The organism is Fictibacillus phosphorivorans (assembly GCF_001619875.1).
GTDB lineage: Bacteria > Bacillota > Bacilli > Bacillales > Fictibacillaceae > Fictibacillus > Fictibacillus phosphorivorans_B.
Map to the genome: position 1 here is coordinate 1 of NZ_LRFC01000028.1, position 7,517 is coordinate 7,517.

At 35.8% G+C, this 7,517-nt stretch carries 12 protein-coding genes; 3 read left to right on the forward strand and 9 right to left on the reverse strand.

The genetic code is table 11. From position 1 onward, the window contains the following. Positions 1-234 precede the first annotated feature (234 nt). The 6 genes from AWM68_RS13400 to AWM68_RS13420 form a co-directional block, all read right to left on the reverse strand. Positions 235-1,263: a type II TA system antitoxin MqsA family protein gene (locus AWM68_RS13400; RefSeq protein ID WP_066242635.1), complete on the reverse strand. Its 1,029-nt coding sequence runs from the start codon at positions 1,261-1,263 to the stop codon at positions 235-237. Between the two features lie 44 nt (positions 1,264-1,307). Then, entirely contained in the window at positions 1,308-1,658 is a 351-nt protein-coding gene (locus AWM68_RS13405) for a hypothetical protein (RefSeq protein ID WP_066242640.1), read from the reverse strand. Positions 1,659-2,048: 390 nt separating this feature from the next. Then, a complete protein-coding gene (locus AWM68_RS13410; protein WP_066242643.1) occupies positions 2,049-4,280 on the reverse strand; it encodes a hypothetical protein in 2,232 nt (743 codons plus the stop codon). A gap of 1 nt (position 4,281) precedes the next feature. Next, positions 4,282-4,416: a hypothetical protein gene (locus tag AWM68_RS22030; RefSeq protein ID WP_269446794.1), complete on the reverse strand. Its 135-nt coding sequence runs from the start codon at positions 4,414-4,416 to the stop codon at positions 4,282-4,284. Next, positions 4,413-4,877 carry a hypothetical protein gene (locus AWM68_RS13415; RefSeq protein WP_066242646.1) on the reverse strand — a complete coding sequence of 155 codons (465 nt, stop codon included), beginning with the start codon at positions 4,875-4,877 and terminating at the stop codon, positions 4,413-4,415. The genes AWM68_RS22030 and AWM68_RS13415 overlap by 4 nt, the downstream gene beginning before the upstream one ends. A gap of 13 nt (positions 4,878-4,890) precedes the next feature. Beyond that, positions 4,891-5,079 carry a hypothetical protein gene (locus AWM68_RS13420; protein WP_066242648.1) on the reverse strand — a complete coding sequence of 63 codons (189 nt, stop codon included), beginning with the start codon at positions 5,077-5,079 and terminating at the stop codon, positions 4,891-4,893. 164 nt (positions 5,080-5,243) lie between these two features. Between AWM68_RS13420 and AWM68_RS13425 the strand changes: the two genes are divergently transcribed. Next, a complete protein-coding gene (locus tag AWM68_RS13425) occupies positions 5,244-5,471 on the forward strand; it encodes a helix-turn-helix domain-containing protein (RefSeq protein WP_066242651.1) in 228 nt (75 codons plus the stop codon). Between the two features lie 29 nt (positions 5,472-5,500). Here the strand turns inward: AWM68_RS13425 and AWM68_RS13430 are convergent, their stop codons facing one another. Beyond that, entirely contained in the window at positions 5,501-5,767 is a 267-nt protein-coding gene (locus AWM68_RS13430) for a hypothetical protein (protein ID WP_066242654.1), read from the reverse strand. Between the two features lie 344 nt (positions 5,768-6,111). Here AWM68_RS13430 and AWM68_RS13440 point away from each other — a divergent pair, with 344 nt between their 5' ends. Next, positions 6,112-6,348 (forward strand): hypothetical protein, encoded by a 237-nt coding sequence (locus AWM68_RS13440; RefSeq protein ID WP_066242663.1) that lies wholly within the window; start codon positions 6,112-6,114, stop codon positions 6,346-6,348. An 11-nt stretch (positions 6,349-6,359) separates the two neighbouring features. Beyond that, on the forward strand, positions 6,360-6,587 hold the full coding sequence (locus AWM68_RS13445) for a hypothetical protein (protein WP_066242666.1): 228 nt from the start codon (positions 6,360-6,362) through the stop codon (positions 6,585-6,587). Between the two features lie 38 nt (positions 6,588-6,625). On the opposite strand, the gene AWM68_RS13450 is transcribed toward AWM68_RS13445, so the two are convergent. Together AWM68_RS13450 and AWM68_RS13455 are read right to left on the reverse strand one after the other, a co-directional pair. Further along, positions 6,626-6,877, reverse strand: coding sequence for a hypothetical protein (locus AWM68_RS13450; protein WP_066242670.1), 252 nt, complete (start codon positions 6,875-6,877; stop codon positions 6,626-6,628). A gap of 14 nt (positions 6,878-6,891) precedes the next feature. Then, positions 6,892-7,517: peptidoglycan-binding domain-containing protein (locus AWM68_RS13455; RefSeq protein WP_197468173.1), on the reverse strand; the 626-nt coding region annotated here is incomplete at its 5' end.

The window sequence follows — 7,517 nt, forward strand, 5'->3', positions numbered from 1 at the left end:
ATTACATCATGCCGCCCATCTATCATTCAAAAACCGCTCACTTTCGTCTATCTTCAAATACCCCATTGGTTCAAAGAATTTTGAGGATTCACCCTAAACATTTTTTCGCTCTACTTCATCATCAAATGTGATTTTTGTGATTTTATTGTGAGTTTGTGATTTTTTATAAAATATTAAGCATTATAATTTAGTTATCAAAAAAAGCCCCAAAAAATTAGGGCTTTTACCAAAGTTTTAGGTTAATTGTAACGTACCGGCATAATCATACGAAATTATATCTCTATCCTCCGTATGTTTCCATGCATCTTCTTCATGTGAAAAGTCACTTATTGCCACAGATCCGTGTGACTTAAAGTGTTCCTCGACCAGTTCAAGTATTTCTATTTCTCCTTTTTCAAAAAGAGTATCATCAAATTCTTGATTAGCTTTGATATTAATAAGTGTATACTCATTTAAAAAGTCATACTCAATATTTATTAAATCGTTTTTAGCTATACTAGATACCAATAAATCATGATCCTTTGGAACCGGTCCATAAGGAAGGCGAACATAAGGCATTCCACTAATTGAAAGAAGATTTCTTTTATAATTTAAAAAATCTGCATAAAATAAAAGCTTCATCAATTTAGTTTTTAAAACACCATTTTGAGTAAAAAACAAAATCATATTTATAAATTTCTCGAGATTAAATGAACTATATCCAGACTCAATAGTTTTTTCATGTAATTTGTAATTAAGATATAAAGTTTTTACTAATTCATTTTCAACTTTAGCTTGATCATTAGTATTTAACTTTGCAGTTATTTTTTCTTGTTCTTTCTCGGTAAATTTGTGCTTTGTAAGTTTATAATAATCATCTAACGCTTCTGGTTGTTCTTTTAGCCTTTTTAGAACTAGCATATGTGTTGAATCAGGAATGAATTTCCCTGTCTCATATCGAACAATTGTGGCTTTACTCCAACCAAGGATACGAGAAAATAAATCCATAGACAGACCATAATGCTCCCGAATTGATTTTATTTCTTCAAGAGATAAACCAGCTCGCTCTTCATAAAGTTTTGTAAGCGTTTTCATCGTCTCTGAATCCAAAATCTCATCGTAAAGGTCTTCTCCACAACTGCATTGTAAAACACGTTCTATAATTTCAAAAGTTTCATTCTTGAACGTGTAGGTTGCAGGTCGTGTGACGACTGACGCCTCAATATCCCTTTGGCAACTATCACAATACTTGATTTTAGTAGCAACCATCATAGTATCCTCCATTGTATTTCCCCCAATACCTCATATTTAGAAAGGTAAAGTATTACTTACCAGTCTTTGTGGAAAGATAAACATACACAACCGCGTCGTGAATCGATTTTCAATTTAATATACGCCGATACACCGTTTATTTCCTTTTTGAAAATCCAAATAACTTTACCCTCGTGTGGTCTGTCGCTATCTTCACACGGACCATCGATAAAATCGTCAGGGGTCAGCTTTAGCGTTTCATCCCAAGCTTGACTAGGATTAGATAATCCTATATCAAGTAAGGCCTCTATCCATTTAACTTTTCGGCCTGATGGGTGGTCGTATGTTCTTTTGATAAAATCTTTCTTTCCAACCGAGATGAGTTGTTTAGCTTCCCGAAGAAAGGCAAATGCATCAATGTTTGACAATAAGAATCTCCAGTAATTGCATTTAAAATCATCTCCGTTAATGTAGTATACCCAAAAACGGTATCAATTGATACCAATAAATATCCATTTCGACAAAACTTTCACAATTTCGACAAAAAAGCTAACTGGTTAGCCGCCGGGAAATACAAAGGAAGATATTCTATAATTATAAATGCTTTTCCCAGAAGATGGTACTTTTTATATATGGAAACTTGTAATTATCCTAAATTAAGAACTTACCTGTTCGAACCTAAATACGAACTAGATGATAAAAACAAAACCCCCTCCAGTTATTTGGAGAGGGTACAAAAAGCCTATTTTTGCGTGGCGCCTTCACACCACAGCATATGCGTGGCAGGGTGTGTTTTATGACACTTTTCAATAAATACATCAATTTATTTTAAAACTAGGCGGTGCAGCCATCTTTGCTATGAAGGGTTTAATAACTTCCCCACCTGTTCTAATGATATTTATTGCGTGAAATCGTTTGAGGCTTAAAGCTTCTTCTATGGCAAAAGGAGCTATTTCTTCCTTCAGGTCATTAAACGTTTTCTTGCTTGATGGATATAAGTGATAATGTGGTCCAGCTGCTTTAATTATTTCCGCCAGGTCCTTCGGGATCTGCTCCCAGCTGTGGAACATCCAAACATAACCTACTCTCCATTTCCGAGATTCCACTACAGCTGACTTCCAAGTCTTTGCTGATCTTAAGAATTGATGTGGTTCATCAAACACCACAAAGAACGGGAATTGATTTTGTTCATTTCTTAAAGTCATGGCAAGATCAATCTTCGTTGAGAGGAGGTTTACGATCAAATCAACCGCTTCTGGTCCTAATTCAGCCTTTGGCACATCGATTATTATCGCTTTTCGCTGACTCATTAAATCAACCATATCAATCGATACATTTGACTCCATGCATTCCGCTAAATATTCATCCCCCAGGATAGTATCTAATCTGTTATAGATTGGAGCTAAAATTTGTGCTTTTTTTCCCTCACTCATTTTATTCAAGTCTTCTAAGGTAGCTTTATGAAGGTGATTTAACTTTCCATCCATTTCTTTAAGCAGCTCTGTTCTATAATTATCATCTTCCAAAATCCTCATGATTTCAGATAGCTTTCCTGTTTTCATTCCCATTACAGCTGCTCTAATATATCTGCCTGTTTGAGCTCCAGCTTCATCGGTAGCAGTATTAAAAAAGCCTAATACAGTATTGGCCAATCGATTTTTGGCTCGAGACGAATACTTTACTTCACACCAATCAAGCGCGATTAAGGATGCCCCTAATTTTATTCTTATTACTTTGTCAGCTGGCAGTGAAGCCTCCACCTCGTTTCCTATTTCTCCTTTCGCAGGATCTATTGCCAACGCACCAAAGTTATTGTTCACCGATTGAACGATCCAGTTTGCTCCAAACCCCTTTGTTTTACCTGATCCCATCCCTCCAATAGCAATCCTTGGTAAACATAATTCATCAAAGTTATGTGTAGGCATGAATATCTGTTGTGCCTTCCCGCGAAATGTAGCTGATCCTAATTGGATTCCAGACATTTTTAAAGTCTCTGGTATTTTTATTTCTTTTCCTGCAATCATCTCTATTATTGGATACTCATTTTGAAGCGATCGTTGAGGTAATTTAACAAAATGAGCAATCTCCGCACTCGAGAGAATTTGACGTTTCCCAAACAAGAATGGCACTTTAATTCTTCGTTGTTTCATATCCTCAATAAACCTCTTCATGGCAGATGGCTTAATTTGTTTCTCTTGGAGTTCGTTATCTTGATTCAGCTGCTTTAAAGCCAGAATAATACCTCTGGAAATCCTTTTTTTTCTTCGTTCATCGTTAGAAGAAACTATAACTCTTAAGCAGAAATCAAATCCTGCTTCTCCAAGCTTAAATTCTGTTGATTTACTTAGCTCTTTTTTCTTCCATCTTTTCGGTGGTTTCTTTTCGTACGTTTCTTTTTGTTCTTCGCCATCTTTAAACCAATCATTTTCAGCAGCTTGAAATCCAAACTGGATGAAAACTTTTTCACCTTCTAACATTGTCCTGGACACTTCCAATAATTCAGGTAATGGAACTTCTTGCATCCTCCGGTCTGTCTTTAATGAAAGGAAAAAAGGGTGTTTTAGTTTGAACTCATATCCAAGACTAGCAGGAACAAGTTCCATATATTCCTCTTTAGGGTTGTTAGACATGGTAACTTCCTTCCAAACCATCCTTACGTGCTGTTTTATGGTTTCATTCAGTTCGGAATTAGTTGCTACGTACGTACGAAATGAATCTTTTTTGATTTCGGTTTCGAAGAATATCCGATCCGGGTCGGAAAATTCTTTTCCTTTTAATCTTTGAAATAACTCTTGGTATGTGTCTGCGATAACTTCTGAGAATTGACTTACCTTATCATTTTTGACATTTGTATGAGGAATAAGTTGAAATGAGGAATACTTAGATTTAATGAAAGGTTCTGTTGGCGGATTCTCTGGAACAATAATCGGGATTGTTTTTTGTGGTTGTTTTTGTGTTTGTCTTTCGGGATACACTTCTTTAGCAGTCGAAGAAGTTAGCTTTATTTTTATCGTGTGTCTATGATCAGCAAGCTGCAATCCTGCAACCATTTCACATCATCTCCAATAAGCCTTTTAAAACGGCCATGATTTTAACAAAGTTACCTTCCGGAAGTTCAACAGCTTGAAATACTCCGTATGACATACCTGTTAGGAATCCTAGGAAAGCACCAATCAAGAATTTCATGGTTTGAACACCGCCTTTGTTCCAGCTGCATCCCCACGAATATTTTCAAGAGCTGAATATAATGCTTCGTTTAACGAAATACCAAGAATAGCAAGTAACATGATAGCACTAGGAATTAAGAAAACCCCGCCTATGACCAATCCCATAACTTTAATAGTGGTAATTCCCCATCGTTTCTTAAACACAAGCATGATCAGACCTGCAATTAAAGCGAGTCCGCCTAATCCCAGTGCGATATCTTGAAACACATAATATAAAGGCTGCATCTCTTGATAAAACGATCCAGAAGCTAGAACGGACGATTTTGCGAAGAAGGTTCCAGAAATAGTCCATAAGGTTGTAGCAAATTTATTTAGGCTTTTACTCATTTTCTTTTTCTCGTGGACTTCTATTTGATCAATTAAAGTTATTTGATCCATATTTAACATTTCTAATGGGACTCCATTAATGCGTACTTTCATGCTGTCCATCCCCCTACTCAAATCTTATTTTAATCCCTGAAGTTTGTTGATTTTGTTTTTGATATTCACGATCTACTAGCATCCTCAAGAAAGCACTTGAATTACGTTTTTTGCCATTAGGAAGGAAATTAACAAATTGGTGAAGAAGGTTTTGTTCAGGATCCTCTGTATTTAAAACAAGTGAACTCTTTTTTATAGGCATTTCCACTACATCTCCCTTCTGTCGATTGTAGTTCTTACCTGCTTGATAAATGATTATGTAAGACCGTTTGTCCATTATTCACTATTTATTGTGCGATTTTGTTTTATTTTTAGTGAAGAATGGACATGACTATAAAAATAACTGAATTTGAAGGGTGATCTCTTATGTTTGGATTAGGAAAAAACAGAAGCAAGTTAGGAAAATGGTTGGACAATAGGGGTATTTCGCAACAGTGGTTAGTTAAAAAAAGTGGACTAGGTCGTAATACAATAAGTGATTTAACTACTGGAGACAATGAACGAGAACCAAATGCAAAGACAATGAAAAAAATTTTAAGTGCTCTTCGTGAGTTGGATCCGAAGGTTAAGTCTGATGATTTCTGGAAGATGTAAAAATCCCGCCTAGTTAGGTGGGATTTTCTTTAATTTGCATATTCATATTTTAATGAGAGCCTTTGGCGATCTCCCTCTGAAACTGATTTGATCACTTTTAACGTTCTGGTCTTTCCTTCTTCCCACTGAATATAACCAGCTACCTTTAATATTTTCAAATGCCTATGCACTGTGCTTTTCGATTTATGACCTGAAACCAGACAGATTTCTTCTATAGAAGGCGCATAATTTCTACGTCTTATGTTTGTCAGGAGTGCATCAAAAACATTAAGTTGTGCCCTAGTTAATCCTTTCATGTTAAGTCCCCCTTTAGCCTGCAGCCTTTTTATAGTTAACGGAAAGTATGTTATCCAATTTAAACACTCGTTGAGTTTTTCTCAAATGACAGTAGGCTCTTATTGTTGTTTCATTAATTTCTTTTATCGATATGATTCTTTGACTGATTTGGCCAGAGTTAGATAAGTACATAATCTCCACTGGTTTATGGTCCAATTGACATCTTAATAAGAACTTTTTCATGCTGCCATCCTCCCTTTGTTCCAATTATAACGAACATTTGTTCTTAAATCTAGTTTAAACCGAACGTATATTCGTATATAATTATTGGTAATTTAGTCGATATATTAGGGGGAATTACTACATGAGATATGGAATAATGTTCACGGTTAAAAGCCCTACAAGTTCTAATAGGAAAATAACAGTGATGGATTTTCAGAAGGCAAGACAAATCACTTTCACTGTGGATGAAATCGAAGGTCATGAAATGGAAGAAGATCTAAAGGAGTTCATGAGAGGGCATCTGGAAAAGGTTGCAACTGGTTACTGGGACTATACAGGTAGACACACAAAAAGTCATAAGGGTTTTTACGAAGATTAGGGGGATTAAAGATGGATTTGAGTACATTCACAAACTTAGTCACAACAATACTAATTGGATTTTTTAAAAATGCAATTTGGGTTGTTGGCTTTTTTTATCTCTTAATAAAAGCATTTGAAAGTGAAGAATTAAAAGCGTTTTCGAAATACTTAATAATCGGCGTTCTAGCAATTATATTTTTTACAACCATTGTCACTTCTTATAGTGGTTATTTATCATTAAAGGATATAACAAATTAATGAAAAGCCCACCAATTTTAGGTGGGCTTTTTAATGTTCTATTTATTAGGTCGATACAGACCTCTCTTAATAAGTTCCTGCTTCTGCAACTTTCCTCTTGGTGATAGATAATTATTCTTATGTCCAACATAAGCTGACCAAATTAGAAAGATACCATCAGCAATAATCGGTGCCCAAAACTCTGAAGGAATAAAAAATAGCACTCCGTAATGTGCGAGTACCATGTTTATAGCTGTTATTAACCAAACAACCACACGTAAGATAGACGGTTTATCCATTGTTAATTTCATAAAGTATCCCTCCTTTAAAATAGTTTGTTCCAGGATTCAGGTCCGATTATTCCATCAACTTTTAAACCTTTTCGTTTCTGATACGCTCTTACAGCTGCTTCGGTTTTAGGCCCAAAAATACCGTCGGCTTCTACACCAACGGCTCGTTGAATTCTCTTTATGTTTTCTTTATCATTAGACCCTTTTTTAATAAGGTGACCTGGATAAGAAACGATCGCCTTTGATGATGGTTTCTTTTTTTCATGAACTGGCTTTTCTTGAACCGGAGCAAGTTTAGCAAAAGTCTGTGGACCCGCGATACCGTCAACAGATAGTCCCTTTTCTTTTTGGAAATCCCGTACAGCATGCTCAGTTTTCTTACCATAGATGCCATCAACAGTTAAAGCGAATAAACCAGTAGCGTTTAACTTTTGCTGCAGCTTTTTAACTGCCTCTCCCCGAAAACCGTATTTTAGTAGATCTTGTGGGGCCGGTTCTTTAGGTTGATTCTCAACGATAGCAATTGGCTCTTCAATCGTTTTACGTGGTCCTGCATTTTTAGGCAAAATGATAAGACGCTTATTATCATTATTAAAGTTATGTTGAACTTCACCATATTGTTTGGAAGCAATTTGACCACGTAACGAGTCCATATCAAGTG